Origin of the sequence: Streptomyces sp. NPDC002701, assembly GCF_042889045.1 — a bacterium.
Taxonomy (GTDB): domain Bacteria; phylum Actinomycetota; class Actinomycetes; order Streptomycetales; family Streptomycetaceae; genus Streptomyces.
In genome coordinates, this window is the sequence record NZ_JBIAQL010000010.1 from 187929 (window position 1) to 206067 (window position 18139).

An 18139-nucleotide genomic window follows, 5' to 3' on the forward strand; every position below is an offset into this window, starting at 1 on the left:
TGCGCCCCCGCTGCGGCACACCAGTAGTTGTAGCCGTGCACACCGGCCGAAACCCGTCCCTGGAGGCGTCCCATGCCACACCGCCCGCCGAGCCAGCCCCCCGGCCGCCGCACCGTCCTGCGCGGCTCGCTCGCCGCCTCGGCGGCACTCGCCCTCCCCGCCGCCGCGGGCGCCACCGTCGGCGCGGCCCCGGCGTTCGCCCTGTCGGGCCGTCCCAGGGCGCAGTGGGGCGTACAGGCCGGTGACGTGACCACGAACTCCGGCCTGGTCTGGGTCCGCTCCGACCGCCCCGCCCGCATGATCGTGGAGACCTCCGCGACGGAATCGTTCCGCAGGCCGCAGCGATGGCACGGCCCGCTCCTGGGCGCGGACACGGACTTCACGGGTACGGTCCCGCTGCGCGGCCTGCCCTCCGGGGAGCAGATCCACTACCGGGTGACGCTGGCCGACCCCCACGACTACCGCCGCACCGGCGAGCCCGTCATCGGCACCTTCCGCACCGCGCCCGCCAAGCGCCGCCAGGACGTCCGCTTCGTCTGGTCGGGCGACATCGTGGGCCAGGGCTGGGGCATCAACCCGGACATCGGCGGCCTCTACGCCTACGAGGAGATGCGCCGCCGCAACCCCGACTTCTTCCTGTGCAGCGGCGACACGATCTACGCGGACGGCCCCCTGTCGCCGACCGTGACGCTCCCGGACGGCCGGGTCTGGCGGAACGTCACCACCGAGGAGAAGTCGAAGGTCGCGGAGACCCTCGCCGAGTACCGCGGCAACTTCCGCTACTCGCTGCTCGACGAGAACGTACGCCGGTTCAACGCGCAGGTTCCGACGATCACCCAGTGGGACGACCACGAGGTCACCAACAACTGGTACCCGGGCGAGATCCTGACCGACGCCCGCTACACCGTGAAGGACGTCGACACACTGGCCACCCGCGCCCGCAAGGCGTTCAGCGAGTACTTCCCGATCTCGACGCTGCCCGCCACGGGCAGGGACGGCCGGGTCCACCGGGTCGTGCGCCACGGCCCGCTGCTGGACGTGTTCGTGCTCGACATGCGCACGTTCCGCAACGCCAACTCCTCCGGCCGGCAGACCGACGACACCACCGGCATCCTGGGCGCGGAGCAACTGGCGTGGCTGAAGCGGGAACTGGCCCGCTCGCGCGCGGTGTGGAAGGTGATCGCCTCCGACATGCCGCTCGGCCTGGTCGTGCCGGACGGCGCGACGGACATCGAGGCCGTCGCGCAGGGCGACCCGGGCGCGCCGCTGGGACGCGAGCTGCAGATCGCGGAGCTGCTGCGCTTCGTCAAGCACCGCCGGATCACCGGCACGGTGTGGCTGACCGCGGACGTGCACTACACCTCGGCGCAGCACTACGACCCCTCGCGCGCGGCCTTCAAGGACTTCGCGCCGTTCTGGGAGTTCGTCTCCGGTCCGCTCGCCGCGGGCGGTTTCCCGGCGAACGCGCTGGACGGCACGTTCGGTCCGGACCGGGTCTTCGTCAAGGCACCCACGACGGCGAACGTGTCACCGATGGAGTCGCCGCAGTACTTCGGCGAGGTCGACATCGACGGCGGCAGCGGCGAACTGACGGTCCGCCTGCGGGCGACCGGCGGGGCGGTGCTCTTCACGAAGGTGCTGCAGCCGGGACGCGTGGGGCAGTAGCCCGTACCCGGCCGCGTGAGGGGCTCCTGCTCCCGTAATCTCGTACCCCGTGCCGCGTACCGGCGTCATCCCCCGGTACGCGGCACGTCGGGTTGCCAAAGCCAGGCGGCGTCTCACGTCTTCGCAGGTCAGGGCGATTGTCAGTGGTCGCCTCTACGGTTTTTCCATGACGCGATCCCTGCAGGCCGTGGCCTACACCCGACCCTCCACGCTGGAGTCCGCAGCGGGCGGAAACCGCCTGGGACTCGAGACCTCGCGGGGGACGACACCTCGCGGTGTCGAGGACCATCCGCGCTTCTTCGCCGGTTTCCTGACGTCCCCTCAGATCGCGTCGGCGGGGCTGCTGGCGGTCGCCGACGTGGCGGGTGCGCGCTACCACCAGCGGCAGCTGCGCTCGTCCCTGGACCCGGTGGTCACGGGCAACGGCGACCGGCTGCGTTTCGAGTCCTTCTCCGGCTGCGGCGGGGTGTACGCGCGCCTGGACGTGCTGGCGGCGGGCCTCGACGGCGGCGAGGTCGGACACGGCACGACGAACGTCGACGTCAACGACCCGCTGCGGGACGCCCTGTCGAGAATCGGCTCCGACGATCCGCTGCACCTGCGCGTCGGTCCGGACGAGATGGCCGTGACCACCCTGGACGGGCCGGTCGTGGAGAAGAAGGTGCCCCTGCCGGACCGCTGGCTGCGGGGGTTCGCCGAGGCGCAGGTGACGGCGGCCGGCTTCGATCTGCGCGCCGAACTGCCCGCGGCCGAGGCCGTGCGGTTCCTGCGTTCGCTCCCCCGTTCCGGTGCCCGGGGCGCTTCCCGCGGCGCATCCTGGGTGGTGCCCGCGGGGCGCGCACTGCGGCCCACGACCCGGCCGGTGCCCGGAGCCGTGTGCCTCCCGGGCCCGGAGCGGCTGGTCGCTCTCCAGAGGGTGCTCCGGCACGCGTCGGCCCTGCGGGTGTACGGTCCCGCGCTCGCCGGGGACGCCACGACGGCCAGTGCCTGGGAGGTCGTCCTGCCCGGGATGCGGCTCACCCTGACGCTGTCCCCGGAGGTCTCCCGCGGCTTCTCCGGCGAGGGCGGAGTGCTCGACGCGCTGGCCACCGACGAGGCGGCCGAGGACGCGGAGCTGATCGCGGTACTGCTGGCCTGGGAGCCCAGGATCGACGTCGGGGACCTGTCCGCGGCCTCGGGACTGCCCGCGGACCGGGTGCGAGCGGCCCTCGTCCGGCTGGGCACCTCGGGACGCGTCGGCTACGACACGGCGGAGGCGGCCTACTTCCATCGTGAACTCCCCTACGACGCCGACCGCGTGGAGCGGCACAACCCCCGGTTGCGGGCCGCCCGGGACCTGGTGGGCGCGGGTGCGGTGGTCCTGGACGGCGCCCTCGGCACGGTGACCGCGCAGGACGGGCACACGCACCGGGTGCGCGACGACGCGGGGGTGCTGAGCTGCAGCTGTCTGTGGTGGGCCAGGTACCGGGGCGGGCGCGGACCGTGCAAGCACGCCCTGGCGGTACGGATGGTCCGCCGCGGCGCGGTGTCCGGCCCGGCGCGGGTTCTGGTCGGCGGGGGTGCGCGATGAGCGGTGCGGTGCCGGTGAGTGACGCGTTGCTGAAGGCCGTGCGGGCGGGGCGGACGGGCGAGGCCGCGGGCCTGCTCGACGGGATGACGGATCCCGAGCGCCGGCTCTGCCTGCCCGCTCTCAAGGAGCTGCGCAAGGAGTTGCGGGCCGCGTCCTGGGACGCCGCGTCCCGCAAGGCGTATCCCACCCTGCACGCGGCCGGGGCGGCCTGCCACACCGGAGCGGCCGGGACGGCGGCCTGGCTCACGGCGGCCGACATGCGCTGGTCCCAGGCGTCTCCCGCGGTGCTGCTGCATGTGCTGGGCGACCGGGAGCAGACCTGGCTCGGCGATCTCGCGCGGCGGCTCGCGGACCGCCCGGCGACCGCGCAGGTGCCCTACGAGTTGATGGCGGGGCTGGTCCGGCTGTCGGGTTGCGCGGTGCCGACGACCGAGACCTACGTCGTCGGCTGGGTCGAACAGATCGCCAGCCTGTGGCAGCGCGGCGACACGGTTCTGCAGCGGCTGCGCCAGGATCCCTACACGCCGACGCTCGTCCCCGCGCTCTTCGGGATCCCGGACATCGGCAGCCGCCTGGACTGGCTCTTCGGTGACGGCCCCCACAGTTGGATCAACGCCCTGGTGAGGCTCACCGAGGAAGACGTCCTCGACCGCACGGACCTGCTCGACGCGTGTGTCGCCCGACTGCTCCGCGGCACCGTACCGGCCGACTGCCGGGTCTTCCTGCGGCTGCTGACGGCACTCGAACCGACCCTGGACGAGAAGCGGGCGCGCGTCGCCGACTGGCTGGCGCTCGCCTCGCACGCGGCCTCCACGGTGGCGTCGTACGCCCAGGCGGTGTCGGGTTCCCTGGCACTGACCGGTGACCTCACGCCCCGTCAGCTCGCGGAGCTGACCGACACCGTGCTGTTCCGCACGGAGAAGAAGCTGGTGCGTGCCCAGCTGGTGCTCCTGGGGAAGGCGCTGCGGCGCGCCCCGTTCGGCGCGGCCGAGCTGCTGCCCGCGGTGGCCCGGGCCTTCGGCCACGAGGACACGGACGTCCAGGAGCGCGCCCTGAGGCTGGTGGAGCGGTACGCGGGCCAGGTGGACCCGCGGTCGCTGGACGAAGTGGCCGACGCCGCGGCGCAGTTGAGCGTAGGGCTGCGAGCGCGTGCCGTCGCGGCGCTGGGGCTGGAGCCGGACGACCTCGCACCGTTGCCGTACCTGGAGCTGCTGCCGCCCGTGCCGGAGCCCGCCCGGCTCGCGCCGCCGCCGGACTCGGTGGCCGAACTGGCCGAGGAGGTCGGGGTCCTGCTGGCGTCCGCCGGTGATGACGTGGCGGCGTTCGAGCGCACCCTGGACGGCCTGGTGCGGCACGTGTACCGCGGCCGGGAGCAGCTGGCCGAAGCCCTGGGACCGGTGGCCGCACGGTGCTGGTGGATGGACGAGGGTCCGCACCACCACTCGGCGAACGCGTACTTCCGGGACACGCCGCAGGGCCTCGAGGTCGTTCTCGCCGCCCTGCTGGGCCGGGTGCGGACTGCCACGCTCCACAAGGCCCACCAGCACGGCCCGACCACGGACCCCTGCGTGCACAGCGCACTGTCCGCCGTCTTCGACGCCCGCCTGTGGGAGGCGGCCTACCGGGTGCGGACCGACCCCATGCCCTTCCTCCTGGCCACGCCCACCCTGTCGTCGGGCCTCCTGGAGCCGGACGAGCTGGTGGCCCGTCTCGGCGAGTACCACCGGCTCGGCGCCCGGCCCGGGGAAGCCGACTTCACCCAGGCACTGCTCCGGGTGCGCCGCGACGACCGGGCGGCGCTCGCGGCCGCAGCCGGGCGGGCCGCCGCGCTCGGCACGGCAGCGGGAGAGCGGCTGGCCCGCTGGCTCAGGAGCGGGGGCCTGTCGGCGCCCACGACCGGACGACGCACCTCGGGGGTGCGCGTGCTGCTCGAAATCGGCGAGGCGGCAGGGCTGCCGGAGGACCTCCCCGTGGCGTTCCGCGGGCTGGGCCGGCCCGTGAGCGTCTCCGGGGCGACCTCGTACTGCCGGCACTACTGGAACCAGCCCGAGCGGCCGCACTGGCTGGCCGTGCTGCCCGGGCGGCGGGAGCTGGTGGCCGCGCGGCTGCTGCGCGAGCTGTCCACGGTGGCGGTGGAGGAGATCAGGGCCGTCGCCTCGGTCCTGCCGCTGCTCGCCGAGGCGGACGGCGAAGCAGGTGAGGCGGTGCACCTGTGTGTGGCGTACGGGCTGGGCGCGCGTCATGCGGAGGACCGGCTCAGCGCGGTGGACGCCCTGCTGATACTCGCCGCGCGCGGGCAGGTGGACGCCGAGGGTCTTGGCAGGGATCTGGGCCAGTTGGTGCGGCGGGGAGCGGTGAAGCCGCTGCGGCTCGCCGAGTCCCTGCACACCGCGGCGACGACCGGCGCGTACGGCACCGTCTGGTCCGTCCTGCGGACCGCGCTGCCCGTGCTGCTCGCGGGCCTCGCGACGGACGGCCAGGCCCCGCCCGCCCGCGGCTTCGGTGAACTGCTGGCGGTGGCCGCCGAGTGTGCCGAACGAACCGGAGCGCGTGGCGGCATGGCGCATCTCGCGCAGGCGGCGGAGCGGCGCGGTGCGTCCCGGCTGGTGACGCAGGCCCGTCGGCTGCGTGCCACGCTGGAGCAGGGGGTGGCTGCCTGACCCGGGCGGAGGACCTGTCGAACGAGGACAGAGAGTCGTAAAAAATGCAACAAAAAAGACAGATGCACACTTAACCGATCAGTCACAAAGCGTTCGCGATCACGCAACACCCGTACTCCACAGTGGCTGCATGACTCCGGACATGTCTGATGTGACACGCGCGAAGAACGGCCGCCCGGTCAGCCACCGGCGCCGCCACCTCGTCGAACTGGCCGCCCTGCTCACGGCGGTGGCGGTCGCGGACGCCGTCGCGAACCTGGTCGGGTACGACCCCGGCGCCCCCGCCCTGCTTGCGATCCCGGCGGTCGCACTGATCGCCACGGCGGGCTTCCACACCTGGTGGTCACGACGCCACGGTCACGCCCCTCCGGCGGGTGATACCGGCGCCCGGCCGGGCGCATCCGGGCGGGCGGCCGGGGCGGCCGGGCAGGACACCGGCGCGACGCAGGCCGATGGCGGTGCCACGGCCGGGGGGACGGTGCTGTGGCGGATGCGGACCACCGTGCGGGACGAGCCCGGTTCGCTGGCCTCGCTGTGCACGGCGCTGGCGGGACTGCGGGTCGACATCCTCAGCCTGCAGACACATCCGCTGGCCGAGGGCACCGTGGACGAGTTCCTGCTGCGCGCTCCCGCCCCGGTGGAGGGGGCCGAGATCACCCGTGCGGTGTCGCTGTCGGGCGGCTCCGGGACGTGGATCGAGCGGGCCGACACCCACGATCTGGTGGACGCGCCCACACGGGTGCTGGGCCTCGCGACCCGCACCGCACTGGACGCGGCGGAACTTCCCCTCGCCCTGCGGCAGTTGCTCGGGCGGTGCACGATCCGGTCGCTGCCCGCCACGTCGGTGCGCGGGCACCGGCCGGACGAGGGGGCGCCCGTCGAAGGGGCGCTGGAGGAGACGGTGATGCGGCTGCGCGCGCCGGAAGGCGGAGTGATCACCGTGGAGCGGCCCTATCTGCCGTTCACCCCCACCGAGTTCGCCCGGGCCCGCGCGCTGGTCGAGCTGGACGCCCGGCTCGGCCCCCGGGTACCGCGCGGCCAGGACGTGCTGACCCTGCCGCAGGGCAACGACATCACCGTGCGCCGCGCCGACGCCGGGGACCTCGAAGCCGCGAAGGCCATGCACGAGCGGTGCTCGCAGCGGACGCTGAGCATGCGTTACCACGGACCCGTCGGCGACGCGGACAAGTACCTCAAGCACCTGCTCAGCCCGCACTTCGGGCGCACGCTCGCCGTACAGACCACGTCGGGGCGCGTCGTCGGGCTCGGGCACCTCCTCTGGGACGGCGACGAGACGGAGATCGCGCTGCTCGTTGAGGACGACTGGCAGCGGCGCGGTATCGGCGGCGAGCTGATCGGCCGCCTGGTGGCGATGGCCGTGGAAGCCGGCTGCGCGAGCGTGTACGCCGTCACGCAGTCGTCCAACACCGGGATGGTCGCCGCGATGCGCGGCCTCGACCTGCCCCTCGACTACCAGATCGAGGAGGGCACCCTGGTCATCACGGCCCGCCTGGACACGGCACCGCCGGACGCCGGACTGCCGGACGCCGGACTGCCGTACGCCGGCGCCACCGGGCCCGAGCACTCCGTGCGCGACTGAGGGAACCGCTCCGCGCCCCTTCCGTGCGGGCAGGTCCGGTGGTCGTACCGGGTCTGCCCGCACAGATGTTTCGGGCGCCGCGCCGCAAGCGTGGCGCGCTCCCTACCGTCGCGCCGCGGCCTCCCGCACCAGGCCGGTCTCCCGCCGCGCCCCCAGGGCCGTGTCCAGATCGCGCCAGAGGTCCTCCACGTCCTCCAGCCCCACGGACAGCCGCAGGAGCCAGTCACTCACCCCGCTCCCCCGCCGGTCCTCGGCGTCCACGACGCGGTGGCTGATCGAGGCGGGATGCTGGATCAACGTGTCGACACTGCCGAGGCTCACCGCAGGAGTGACCAGCCGTACCCCGGCGATCACCTCGTGCGGGTCCCCGTGGACCTCGAAGGCGATCATGGCGCCGCCGAGCCGCGGATAGTGGACACGCCCCACGCGCGGGTCGGCGGCGAGCCGCCGGGCCAGTTCCGCGGCGGTCGCGGAGGCGGCGCGCACCCGTACGGGCAGCGTCGACAGACCGCGCAGCAGCAGATAGCCGGCGAGCGGATGCAGCACGCCTCCCGTGGCGAACCGGACCTGCCGCAGCCGCCCGGCGAACTCCTCGTCGCACGCCACGACACCGGCCATCACGTCACCGTGCCCGCCCAGGTACTTGGTGGCGCTGTGCAGCACGAGCCGCGCCCCGTGTTCGGCGGGCCGTTGCAGCACCGGGGTGGCGAAGGTGTTGTCGGCGACCAGTGGAACGCTCCCGCAGGAGTGGGCGATCGCCCGCAGATCGAGTTCGGCGAGCGTCGGATTGGCCGGCGACTCCACCAGGACGAGACCGGTGTCCGGCCGCAGGGCGTCGGCGATGCCGGCGGGGTCCACCCAGGTCACCTCGGAGCCGAGCAACCCGGCCGTCAGCAGGTGATCGCTGCAGCCGTACAGGGGCCGCACGGCCACCACGTGGCGCAGCCCCATGGCGTTCCGCACGAGGAGCACCGCGCTCAGCGCGGCCATGCCGCTCGCGAAGGCGACAGCGCTCTGTGTGCCCTCCAGCCGCGCGAGGGCCGTCTCGAAGCGAGCGACGGTCGGGTTGCCCAGCCTGCCGTAGACCGGCGGCCCGTCCGGCTCGGCCCCGTCGGTGGCGAACGCGTCGATACGGGCCGCCTCGCCGCGGCTGTCGTACGACGGGTAGGTGGTCGAGAGATCGATCGGCGGGGCGTGCAGGCCCTGCCGGGCGAGGTCGTCCCGCCCGGCGTGCACCGCCTCGGTGTCCAGGGCCCGCACACCGGCCCCCGCCGAACAGGCCGTCGGCGCGCCGCCGTTCGTCGTGCCGTCACCCGCGTCGCGTATGTCGATGCTCCCGATGTCCATGGGCAGCATCCTGAACAACAAGCGGGGTAAGGGGACACAAACCCGTGCTACGTTCGGCAGATATCGGAATCCGTCGTACTGGACCCGGTGGACCTGCACCTTCTGCGCCTGTTGCAGAACGACGCCCGGACCACCTACCGGGATCTCGCCGCGCAGGTCGGTGTCGCGCCCTCGACCTGCCTGGACCGGGTGACCCGGCTGCGCCGGTCCGGCGTGATCCTCGGCCATCAGCTGCGGCTCGATCCCGCCAAGCTGGGCCGCGGACTGGAAGCCCTGCTGTCCGTGCAGGTCAGGCCGCACCGGCGGGAACTGGTCGGGCCGTTCGTGGAGCGGATCAGGGCGCTGCCGGAGTCCCGTACCGTCTTCCATCTCACCGGGCCCGACGACTATCTGGTGCATGTCGCGGTCGCCGACATGACGGACCTGCAGCGGCTGGTCCTGGACGAGTTCACCGCGCACCGCGAGGTGGCCCGCGTCGAGACCCGGCTGATCTTCCAGCAGTGGGACTGCGGACCCCTGCTGCCGCCCGCCGCACAGAACGGCACGCCGTCGGCGACACCCGGCTGACCTCGGCGACATCGGGCCGATGCGGCACAGAACCCGTGAAACCGGGCTGACGTGGGGCCCGTCCCCGTACGAGGATGGCCGCATGTCACAGACGAAGAACCCGCTGCCCCGAGAGGTCGCCGACACCTACGTCGACGAACTCGTCGCCCTCGACCCGGTGACCGGTACGTACCTCGGTGTGAAGGAGAGTTCCAGCAGGCTGCCCGACACCTCGCCCGCGGGCCAGGAGGCGCTCGCGCGGCTGGCGCGGACGACGCTCGCCCGGCTCGACGAGGCGGAGCGGCAACCGGGCGCGGACCGTGACATCGAGCGCCGCTGCGCCCGTCTGCTGCGCGAGCGCCTCACCGCCGAACTCGCCGTGCACGACGCCGAGGAGGGCCTGCGGTCCGTCGGCAACATGGAGACGGCCGTGCACGCGGTGCGCGAGGTGTTCACCGTGACGCCGACGGACACGGACGAGGACTGGGCCGCGATCGCCGAGCGGCTGCGCGCGGTGCCGACGGCCCTGGACGGCTACCGCGCCTGCCTGTCCCTGGGTCTGGAGCGCAAGCTGTACGCGGGCCCCCGCCCCACCGCGACCTTCGTCGGGCAGCTCACCGACTGGTCGGACACGGACGGTTCGGGCCGCGGCTGGTTCGAGGACTTCGCGTCGGCGGGACCCGACGCCCTGCGCGCGGAACTCGACGAGGCCGCCCGGGCGGCGACCGTCGCCGTCGTCGCGCTGCGCGACTGGATGCGTGACGTGTACGCGCCCGCGATCGAGGGCGCCCCGGACACGGTGGGCCGCGAGCGGTACGCGCGCTGGTCACGCTACTTCAACGGCACGGACCTCGACCTGGACGAGGCGTACGCGTACGGCTGGGCCGAGTACCACCGGCTGCTCGCCGAGATGAGGAAGGAGGCCGAGAAGGTCCTGCCCGGCGCCGCGACCCCGTGGGTGGCACTCGCCCACCTCGACGAGCACGGCAGGCACATCGAGGGCGTCGACGAGGTCCGCGAGTGGCTGCAGGGCCTGATGGACCGGGCGATCGAGGAGCTCGACGGCACCCACTTCGACCTCGCCGAACGCGTACGGAAGGTGGAGTCCCGCATCGCCCCGCCCGGCGGTGCCGCGGCCCCGTACTACTCGGCTCCGTCGGAGGACTTCTCCCGTCCCGGCCGTACGTGGCTGCCGACGATGGGACAGACCCGCTTCCCGGTGTACGACCTGGTGTCGACCTGGTACCACGAGGGCGTCCCCGGCCATCACCTCCAGCTCGCCCAGTGGGTCCACGTCGCCGAGGACCTCTCCCGCTACCAGGCGACCATCGGCGGCGTCAGCGCCAACTGCGAGGGCTGGGCCCTGTACGCGGAGCGCCTCATGGACGAACTCGGCTACCTCAAGGACGCCGAGGAGCGGCTCGGATACCTGGACGCGCAGATGATGCGCGCGGCCCGCGTCATCGTCGACATCGGCATGCACCTGGAGCTGGAGATCCCCGCGGACTCGCCCTTCCACCCGGGCGAGCGGTGGACCCCGGACCTGGCCCAGGAGTTCTTCGGCGCGCACAGCAGCCGTCCCGCGGACTTCGTGGAGAGCGAGCTGACCCGCTACCTGTCCATCCCCGGCCAGGCCATCGGCTACAAGCTCGGCGAGCGCGCCTGGCTGCTGGGCCGGGAGAAGGCCCGCGAGCGGCACGGCGACGCCTTCGACGCGAAGGCGTGGCACATGGCGGCGCTGTCCCAGGGTTCGCTGGGCCTCGACGACCTGGTGGACGAGCTGTCCCGGCTCTGACGGCCCCATCGTGGCCGGGCTCCGCGCGGGGCCCGGCCGCAAGCAGGACCCACCTCGTCCGGACCGGCCTCGCGCGGGACCGGCCGCCTCAGCGTCTGAAGCCGCCCTCCGAGTCGATGACCTGCCCGGTGATCCACTCTGCCTCGTCCGTCGCGAGCCAGGCGATGAGCCGCGCGGGATCGTCCGGCCTCCCCCAGCGCCCGGCCGGGAACATCGCCGCCACCGTCCGGTGCGCCTCCCCGGTCAGGTAACCGGTGTCGACCGGGCCGGGATTGACGGTGTTCACAGTGACGGCGTACTCGGCGAGCGTGCTCGCGAGGGACCGGGTGACCGAGGCGAGGGCGCCCTTCTGCAGGGCGTACGCGATCTCGCCGGGCATGCCGCCCGCCATGTCCTGGCCCGAGGTCATCATCACGACGCGCCCGCCCGGCGTACGCGGTGGCAGCGCGGCCCGCTGCCGGGCATATGCCTGGACGAGCAGGATCACCGACCGGGTGTCGACGGCCCAGTGCGCGTCCAGCATCGCCGCGTCGATCGCGTCCAGCGACCCGTCCGAACCGCTGAGGGCGTGATTGGCGACGAGGATGTCGAGCCGCCCCCCGAGCGCGTCCGCCGCCGTGGCGATCAGTTCGGCCGGGGCGCCCGGTGCGGAGAGGTCGCCCGGCCCGTCGGCGACTCGCGCCGCGGGGTCGCCGAGTGCCTCGCGCACTCCGGCGACGACCTCTTCGACGCGGTCCGCGCCCCAGGGCATCGCGGCGTCGTGCGGCACGTGATGGTGCACGTAGACACTGGCTCCGTACGCGGCCAGGCGCCGGGCGACGGCGTGGCCGATGCCGGCGCGCCGGCCGGCCCCGGTGACGAGGGCGGTACGCCCGCGCAACGGCAGCGCGTCGCGGCGCAGGTCTTCGGTGCCGGGTGAAAGGGGATGAGAGGGCATGGCGCACCATGATGGGCGGCGCTCCTGGTCCCCCGCACGCCATTTTCGGCGTCAGACCCCGCCGGTGGGCCCGCCCTCCAGCCGCCGCAGCCGGACGAGCCCGATCCAGGTCTCCGGGCCCGGTTCGGCGTGCGCCGCGCGGACCGCGTACCGGCCCGGTGCGAGGGGGATGCTCAGGTGGCCCGTCCGTGCGGACCCTTCCCCCGGCCAGGCCGCGTCGAACAGCACCACGGTGCCGGGAACCTGCCAGTGCACCTCGTGTCCCCAGACCGCGGTGTCGAGGGCGGCGGGCACCCCGGTCAGCAGTTCCCGCTCGGAGTCGCCCGCGAACCACCGTACGAGCGTGCCGTGTTCGGGCAGGTACGCGGTGGCGGCCGGTTCGTCGCCGAGGACGAGGGCCGTGGCGTTGCCGACGGGCAGCAGGCCGACGGGGCCCTCCACCTCACACGCCCTGTCGTAGTCGGAGGCCAGTTCGTCGCCGTCGGCCCCCGTCCAGAACGGCAGCACCACTTCCGGTATCGCTATGAGCGGTCCACCGCCCGACTCGACCCATGCGACCGACTGGACCGGACCGGGGTCCGCGTAACTCACCATGGGGCAGAAGCTACACGCCCGCACGGACCCCGATCGACGATTCCTCTGCCCGGCCGCCGGCCGATACGCGACTGAGTCCGTACGGCCCTGCGCCGGTCCACAGCGGTCAGCAGCCGCAGTCCGCCGCGCCGGCCGGCGCCGTCAACGGGTCGGCGGCACGCCGCTCCCGCCCCTCCCAGGTCTCGAACTCGAAGCCCTCGCGCACCCAGTACTCGAAGCCGCCGAGCATCTCCTTGACCTGGTACCCGAGTTCGGTGAGCGCGAGGGCCGACCGGGTGGCGCCGTCGCAGCCCGGACCCCAGCAGTAGGTGACCACCGGCACCGCCCTGTCGAGGAGTCGGCCGGCCTCCGCGGGGACGAGCGCGGTGGGCAGATGGACGGCGCCGGGCACATGCCCCTGGTCCCAGGACTCCGTGGAGCGGGAGTCGACGACGACGAAGCCGGGGTGGTCGTCGGCGGCCAGTGCGGCGGCGACGTCGGAGACGTCGGCGTGGAAGGCGAGGCTCGCCGCGAAGTGGGCGGCGGCCACGGCGGGCGGGGCCGGGGGGACGCGCAGTACGGCGTTGCGGGCGACAGTGCTGTTTTCCATGCCCTGAACCTACGGCCGCTGATCTGCGCCCTTGAAGGAACGATCCCCGGCCTCGGGCTTGATCGGCCGTGGCTTTCCCTGCTATCTCTCCCTCATGACCGCGTATTCCCCGGACGCCACCGACTGGCGCATTCTCGAGGTCCTCCAGCGTGAGGGCCGGGCCAGTTTCGCCGAGCTGGCCCGTGCCGTCTCCATGTCCGCGAGCGCGGTCACCGAGCGGGTGCGCCGGCTGGAGGAGGCGGGTGTCATCCAGGGGTACGCGGCGGTCGTGGACCCGGAGAGCCTCGGCCTGCCGATCCTCGCCTTCGTACGGCTGCGGTACCCGAACGGCAACTACAAGCCGTTCCACGACCTGGTGGCCGCCACGCCGGAGATCCTGGAGGCGCACCACGTCACCGGCGACGACTGCTTCGTGATCAAGGTGGCGACCCGGTCGATGAGCCACCTGGAGGAGGTGTCGGGGAGGATCGGCACGCTCGGCTCGGTGACGACGAGCGTCGTGTACTCGTCCCCCTTGCCCCGCCGCCCTGTCGGCCGCTGAAGCCCACCACCCTGTCGGCCGCTCGCAGTTCAACAGTCCCGTCGGCCGCTCGAACCCGGCCGCGGACGGCCGCGGACGTCGTCGTCGCCCCTCGCCACCGGTTGCCGCCGGTTGCCGCCGGTCAGCCGCCGCCCGTCTGCCGGAGAACCGACCCCGACCGCCCCTTGACGACCTCGAGCTGCGCGTGGATCCGGCGGCGCAGGTCGGCGACATGGCTGACGATGCCGACGCTGCGGTCCCGCTCCCGGAGCGAGTCCAGTACGTCGAGGACCTCGTCGAGCGTCTGGTCGTCGAGGCTGCCGAAGCCCTCGTCGATGAAGAGCGTGTCGAGGCGTATACCTCCCGCCTCGTCGGTGACCACGTCCGCGAGACCCAGCGCGAGCGCGAGGGAGGCGAAGAAGGTCTCGCCGCCGGAGAGGGTCGCCGTGTCGCGCTCACGCCCGGTCCAGGCGTCGACGACGTGCAGGCCGAGCCCGCTGCGGCCGCGGCCGGCCCGGTCGTCGGAGTGGACGAGCGTGTACCGCCCGGCGGACATGCGCTGCAGCCGGGCCGTGGCGGCCGCCGCGACCTGCTCCAGGCGGGCGGCGAGGACGTACGACTCCAGGCGCATCCGGCGTTCGTTGTCCGCGGAGGTGCCGGCCGTGAGCGTCGCGAGGCGGGCCACGCGGTCGTACTCCTCGCGCAGCGGGCCCAGCCGGCGGACCGACGCGGCGGCCCGGTGGGTCAGCCGGTCGAGCTCCGTGCAGCGGCGGCGGGCCGCGTCGCGGGCGGAGGCCGCCTCGCGGACCCGCCGGACGGCCACGGCGGCGGCCTGTTCGGCCGCCCGCAGGTCGGCGGGCGGGCGGTGCGCGGCGGCGGCCGTCTCGGCCTCCGCGAGCACGGCGCGGACCGTCGCCTCCTCCTGCTGCCAGGCGTCGAGCCGTCGTTGCAGCTCCCGGTGGGCGGCGTCGTCGAGGAGGGCCGACGCGGCGGCCTGCGGCGTGTCGAACCCGGCGCGGAAGGCCGCGTCGGCGAGGCGCGCGTCGGCGTCCTTGAGGCGCTGCGCGGTGTCCGCCGCGACGCGGGCGGCGTCCGCGGCCTCCGTGAGCGTCGAGACCCGCCGCTCCAACTGGGCGGCCCGCTCGGCCACGCTGCCCGCCGAGCCTCTCGCCCGGGTCAGCTGCCCTTCCAGGGCGGCCGTCTCCCGGGCGAGGGCATCCTTGCGCGCGGTCCGTGACGCGCCGCGCACGGCGGCTTCCTGGTGGGCGGTGAGGCGGCGCCGGTGCTCGTGCTCGGCCTGCCGGAGCTCCTCGCCGGCCGCGTGCAGGCCCGAGGCGACGGCCCGTGCCTCGGCGTGCCGCCGCTCCAGTTCGCCGGCCTGCTCGGCGAGCCGGCCGGTGGGGGTGTCGCCCGCCTCGGCGGTCGCGGCGGCCAGCGCCTCGCGGGCCACCCCGAGCCGCCGCTCCTCCTCGGCACGGCGGTCGTCGGCGTGCTGGTAGGCGGCGAGCGCGGCGTCCTCGGCCCGCTGGTCGACGTGCCCGTCGACCTTCCGGGCGGGAGCGGGGTGTTCGGTGGCCCCGCAGACGGCGCAGGGCGCGCCGTCCGTGAGGCCCGCGGCGAGTTCCGCGGCGATGCCCTTGAGGCGCTGTTCCTTGAGGTCCAGCCAGTGGGCGCGGGCGTCCGTCGCCCGCTCGCGGGCGGCGAGCACGCGCGCGTGGGCCTCCTCGGTGTCCCCGGCGAGCTGGTCGCGCAGCCGGGCGGCCGTCAGCCGTGACTGTGCGGGGTCGCGCTGCACGGAGAGCTGTTCGGCGCGGGTGGCGGCCTCCTGGGCCGACTCGATACGGGCCTGCAGGCCGGCCCTCGTCGTCTCCCAGTCGGCGAGCCACTGTCCGGCGTCCTGCAGCACGTCCTCGTCGGCGCGCTCCTGACGGTCCAGGGTCTGCTGCTCTGCGGCGAGTTCGGCGAGGCGCTGCTCGCCGCGGCGGGCCGACTCCAGTCCGCCCAGTTCCTCGGCGGCCTTGCGCGCGGCGGCCGCGAGGCCGGTGGCCCCGGCGTCGGTGAACGCGTCGGGAAGGAGGGCACGCGCGCGGGCCTCGGCGTCGGCGGCCCGCCGGTGCTCGGCCTCGGTCGCCTCCCGCAGTGCGAGCGCGGGCGCCACCGCCTCCGCCTTCCTGCCACGCTCCATGCGTGCCTGCGCCTCCCGGTGGGCCCCGGAGCGCTCCTCCAGCCGCGCGGCCCGCTCCCGCGCCTCCGCGAACCGGCGCTGCAGCCGCGCCACCTCGCGTACGTCCTCCAGTACGCGGTCCGTGGCGGCCTGCGCCGACTCGGTGGCCGCCTGGGCGCAGTGGGCGATCGTGAATCTCTCGCGAGCGGTGCTCCGGGCGATCGCCGCCCACTCCAGTACGGCCTCGGCGAGCCCCGGATCGCCGGGCGTCAGGTCGGGCAGCGGCAGTTCGACCAGGTCACCGGCCGCCTGCTGCATCCGGTGGGCGTCGGCGAGCAACTCGGCGTCCCCGGCGCGCACCCGCGTCTCGGCCGTACGCCTGCGCTCGGCCAAGCGCTGTTCGACGGCGGCGAAGCGCCGGGTGTCGAAGAGGCGGCCGAGGAGCCGGCCGCGGGCCTCGGCATCGGCCCGCAGGAAACGGGCGAAGTCCCCCTGGGGCAACAGGACGACCTGGCAGAACTGCTCGCGGCTCATGCCGAGGAGCTGAGTGATCTCCTCGCCGATCTCCTGGTGGGAGCGGCTGAGGTCCTTCCAGGAGCCGGCCGGCGCGTGGTACTCGCGCAGCCAGCTCTGGGCCTTCTCCGTCGTGGTGCCGGTGCCGCGCCTCTTGGGGCGCTCGAAGGGCGGCTGCCTGGTGACCTCCAGACGGCGCCCGGCCACGGTGAGTTCCAGCGTCACCTCGGTGCGGGTCGAGGCGAGCGCGTGGTCGCTGCGCAGCGAACCGCCCTGCCGCGCGCCCGGCACGGAGCCGTACAGCGCGAAGCAGACGGCGTCCAGGACGGAGGTCTTGCCAGCGCCGGTCGGCCCGTGCAGCAGGAAGAGCCCGGCGGCGGACAGGTCGTCGAAGTCGACCTCCTGGGCGCCGCCGAACGGTCCGAAGGCGGTGATGTGCAGCCGGTGCAGCCTCATCGGGCGACCTCGTGGACGGTGTCGTCGGTGCGGACGGTGTCGAACGCGTCCTGGAGGACGGCCTGTTCGCGCTCGTCGGGGCCCGCGCCGCGGACATGGGCCACGAAGTCCTCCGCGATCTGCCGGTCGCTGCGGCCCGCGAGCCGCCGTGCGTACGACACGTCGGGGTCGTCGGGTGTCCGCTGCGGATCGAAGACCAGGCTGAGCGTGTGCGGGAACCGTTCGGTCAGCCGCGCCATGGGGTCGGCTGGGCGCACCGGGTCGGTGAGGGTCGCCTCGACCCACGCCTCCTCGTGGCGCGCCAGCTCCGGGTCGGCGAGCAGGTCCGCCAACTCACCCCGGATCCGGGCCAGGGGGCGCGGTACGGGGCAGTCGACGCGCTCGGCCGCCACGCCGCCGTCGGCTCCCAGGTCGACCAGCCACATGCTCTTGCGGTGGTCGGCCTCCGAGAAGGAGTACGGCAGTGGTGATCCCGAGTACCGCACGCGCGCGGTGATCGTCTGGCTGCCGTGGAGATGGCCGAGCGCCGCGTAGTCGACGCCGTCGAAGACACCGGCGGGGACGGCGGCGACCCCGCCCACCGTGATGTCCCGCTCGCTGTCGCTGGCTTCGCCGCCCGTGACGAAGGCGTGGGCGAGGACGACGGAGCGGGTGCCCCGCGCCCGGGTGGCGAGGTCGGCCCGCACCCGGTCCATGGCGGCCGTGAGCACGCTCTCGTGGTTCGCCTTCTCCACACCGAGCTCGTCCTTCACCAGGGCCGGTTCAAGATACGGCAGTCCGTAGAAGGCGACGTCCCCGAAGGGGTCCGCCAGCAGCACCGGTGTGCCGCAGGCCGCGGGCTCGGTCCGCAGATGGATGCCCGCGCGGCCGATGAGCCCGGCGCCGACGCCGAGCCGGCGCGCCGAGTCGTGGTTGCCGGAGATCATCACGGTGGGGACGCCGAGGCCGGCGAGGCGGTGCAGCACGTCGTCGAAGAGCTCGACCGCGGCCAGCGGGGGCACGGCCCGGTCGTACACGTCCCCCGACACGACCACCGCGTCCACGTCGCGCTCGCGCACGGTCGTGACGAGGTGACCGATGAACTCGGCCTGGGCACCGAGCATGTTCACCCGGTGGAACGCCCGGCCCAGATGCCAGTCGGAAGTGTGCAGCAGCCTCATGATCCCCGAGACTAACGGCCGGG

Annotated in this window: 13 protein-coding genes; 7 read left to right on the forward strand and 6 right to left on the reverse strand. The window is 74.0% G+C overall.

Features of this window, described 5'->3' with window-relative positions:
• The first annotated feature begins 72 nt into the window (after positions 1-72).
• From ACFYXC_RS25605 to ACFYXC_RS25620, 4 genes are all read left to right on the forward strand, one after another.
• Entirely contained in the window at positions 73-1665 is a 1593-nt protein-coding gene (locus ACFYXC_RS25605; RefSeq protein WP_389554187.1) for an alkaline phosphatase D family protein, read from the forward strand.
• Between the two features lie 166 nt (positions 1666-1831).
• Positions 1832-3235, forward strand: a complete 1404-nt coding sequence (locus ACFYXC_RS25610; RefSeq protein ID WP_389554188.1) for an SWIM zinc finger family protein — start codon at positions 1832-1834, stop codon at positions 3233-3235.
• Positions 3232-5895, forward strand: coding sequence for a DUF6493 family protein (locus ACFYXC_RS25615; protein WP_389554189.1), 2664 nt, complete (start codon positions 3232-3234; stop codon positions 5893-5895). The genes ACFYXC_RS25610 and ACFYXC_RS25615 overlap by 4 nt, the downstream gene beginning before the upstream one ends.
• 142 nt (positions 5896-6037) lie before the next feature.
• Complete coding sequence (locus tag ACFYXC_RS25620) at positions 6038-7495, forward strand: GNAT family N-acetyltransferase (protein WP_389554190.1); 1458 nt, start codon at positions 6038-6040, stop codon at positions 7493-7495.
• A 102-nt stretch (positions 7496-7597) separates the two neighbouring features.
• Here ACFYXC_RS25620 and ACFYXC_RS25625 read toward each other — a convergent pair whose 3' ends face one another.
• Positions 7598-8842 carry a trans-sulfuration enzyme family protein gene (locus ACFYXC_RS25625; protein WP_389554191.1) on the reverse strand — a complete coding sequence of 415 codons (1245 nt, stop codon included), beginning with the start codon at positions 8840-8842 and terminating at the stop codon, positions 7598-7600.
• A 60-nt stretch (positions 8843-8902) separates the two neighbouring features.
• On the opposite strand from ACFYXC_RS25625, the gene ACFYXC_RS25630 reads away from it, so the two are divergent.
• Both ACFYXC_RS25630 and ACFYXC_RS25635 read left to right on the forward strand, forming a co-directional pair.
• Positions 8903-9409, forward strand: a complete 507-nt coding sequence (locus ACFYXC_RS25630; RefSeq protein ID WP_389554263.1) for an Lrp/AsnC family transcriptional regulator — start codon at positions 8903-8905, stop codon at positions 9407-9409.
• 82 nt (positions 9410-9491) lie between these two features.
• Entirely contained in the window at positions 9492-11183 is a 1692-nt protein-coding gene (locus ACFYXC_RS25635; protein ID WP_389554192.1) for a DUF885 domain-containing protein, read from the forward strand.
• Between the two features lie 88 nt (positions 11184-11271).
• On the opposite strand, the gene ACFYXC_RS25640 is transcribed toward ACFYXC_RS25635, so the two are convergent.
• From ACFYXC_RS25640 to ACFYXC_RS25650, 3 genes are all read right to left on the reverse strand, one after another.
• Positions 11272-12120, reverse strand: a complete 849-nt coding sequence (locus ACFYXC_RS25640) for an SDR family oxidoreductase (protein WP_389554193.1) — start codon at positions 12118-12120, stop codon at positions 11272-11274.
• 51 nt (positions 12121-12171) lie between these two features.
• Positions 12172-12714: an immunity 21 family protein gene (locus tag ACFYXC_RS25645; RefSeq protein WP_389554194.1), complete on the reverse strand. Its 543-nt coding sequence runs from the start codon at positions 12712-12714 to the stop codon at positions 12172-12174.
• 106 nt (positions 12715-12820) lie between these two features.
• Positions 12821-13303: a rhodanese-like domain-containing protein gene (locus ACFYXC_RS25650; protein ID WP_389554195.1), complete on the reverse strand. Its 483-nt coding sequence runs from the start codon at positions 13301-13303 to the stop codon at positions 12821-12823.
• A gap of 94 nt (positions 13304-13397) precedes the next feature.
• On the opposite strand from ACFYXC_RS25650, the gene ACFYXC_RS25655 reads away from it, so the two are divergent.
• Positions 13398-13844: an Lrp/AsnC family transcriptional regulator gene (locus ACFYXC_RS25655; RefSeq protein ID WP_361054702.1), complete on the forward strand. Its 447-nt coding sequence runs from the start codon at positions 13398-13400 to the stop codon at positions 13842-13844.
• Positions 13845-13965: 121 nt separating this feature from the next.
• Here the strand turns inward: ACFYXC_RS25655 and ACFYXC_RS25660 are convergent, their stop codons facing one another.
• Both ACFYXC_RS25660 and ACFYXC_RS25665 read right to left on the reverse strand, forming a co-directional pair.
• Positions 13966-16956: an AAA family ATPase gene (locus ACFYXC_RS25660; protein WP_389554196.1), complete on the reverse strand. Its 2991-nt coding sequence runs from the start codon at positions 16954-16956 to the stop codon at positions 13966-13968.
• Positions 16953-18116: an exonuclease SbcCD subunit D gene (locus tag ACFYXC_RS25665; protein ID WP_389554197.1), complete on the reverse strand. Its 1164-nt coding sequence runs from the start codon at positions 18114-18116 to the stop codon at positions 16953-16955. Before ACFYXC_RS25665 ends, ACFYXC_RS25660 begins: the two co-directional genes overlap by 4 nt.
• Between the last annotated feature and the right edge of the window lie 23 nt (positions 18117-18139).